This window comes from Pseudomonas sp. CM25 (genome assembly GCF_013179705.1).
Lineage (GTDB): Bacteria > Pseudomonadota > Gammaproteobacteria > Pseudomonadales > Pseudomonadaceae > Aquipseudomonas.
The window spans coordinates 1-1219 of record NZ_JABMCW010000653.1 but is presented as its reverse complement, the minus strand read 5'-3'; the positions used below and the strand labels follow the sequence as shown (position 1 = coordinate 1219).

The following is a 1219-nucleotide window of genomic DNA, read 5'->3' as shown; positions in this document are numbered from 1 at the left end:
ATCGCGGGCGTCGCGCAAGGCGCGGGCGATCTGTTTGCGCTCGGCGATCTGCTGCTGCAGGTTGCGGTTGGCCTCCAGCAGCTCGTCGGTGCGTGCCGCAACCCGCTGCTCCAGTTGGTCGTTGAGCTGCTGCAGGTGCTGCTGGGCCAGCTTGCGCTCGGTGATGTCGGCGACAAACCCCTCCACCAACCCTTCCTGGCCAGGTTTCAGCAGCAGGTTCATCAGCACATCGAGATGGCTGCCATCTTTGCGCCGCAAGCGGGTTTCGTAACCGTGCAGGCTGCGGTCGCGGGCAAGGATGGCAGTGATCGCCTGCAGCTCTTCGGCACCGCCGTCAAACAGGTTGCTGGCCAGGTCCGTGAGGGAAAACAGCACGGCTTGCGGGTCGTCGTAGCCCAGCATGCGCGCCAGCGCGGGGTTGGCGGCACGCATGCCGTCTTGCAGGCTGGCCTGGAAAATCCCGTGCACGGCGTTTTCGAACAGCCATTTATAGCGGTTGCGCTCGGCCTCCAGCTCGTCGAGGCGCGCGGCCAGCTCCGGGTAATGGCTTTTGCGCGCCGAGTGGTCGCCCAGCCCCAGCAGCCCGGCCAGCGCCCGTTGCTGGTCGTCAGAGGGCCTCGCCATAGACCACCTCGACATCTCGCTGGCTCGACGTGCGGGGGTTGGTGAGAATGCACGGGTCATCCATCGCATGCTGCGACAGGAACGGGATATCGCAGGTGCGTACCCCGTGCAGGCCCAGGGTTTCCTGGAAGCCGATGGCGTGCTTCAGTGCGATCAGGTGCTCCACCAGGCGCCCGCAGATCTGCCGGTGGTTGAGACCGCGGCAGTCGATGCCGAACACTTCGGCAATCACCTTGAAACGCTCCGGCGCCGAGCTGTAGTTGAACGCCACCACGTGCTCCACCAGTACCGCGTTGCACAGGCCATGGGGCAAGTCGAGAAAACCGCCCAGGCTGTGCGACATCGCGTGCACCGCGCCCAGAATCGCGTTGGAGAACGCAAGCCCTGCCTGCATGCTGCCCAGCATGATTTTCTCGCGCAGGCCGATATCAGTCGGGTTGGCGATCATCTCCACCAGATTGCCGTTGATAAGCCGCATGGCTTCCAGCGCATGGGGGTCGGTCAGCGGGCCATGGCCGGTGGAAACGAAGGCCTCGATGGCATGCACCAGCGCATCGATGCCGGTGCAGGCCGACAGGAACGGGTCCATGCTGAG

At 64.8% G+C, this 1219-nt stretch carries 2 protein-coding genes; both read right to left on the bottom strand.

The genetic code is table 11. The features are described 5' to 3' along the window. Positions 1–624: PAS domain S-box protein (locus tag HP546_RS30410; RefSeq protein WP_172233634.1), on the bottom strand; the 624-nt coding region annotated here is incomplete at its 3' end. Further along, positions 608–1219, bottom strand: a 612-nt coding sequence (locus HP546_RS30405; RefSeq protein WP_172233632.1) for an iron-containing alcohol dehydrogenase, incomplete at its 5' end; no start/stop codon positions are given. The genes HP546_RS30410 and HP546_RS30405, both read right to left, overlap by 17 nt.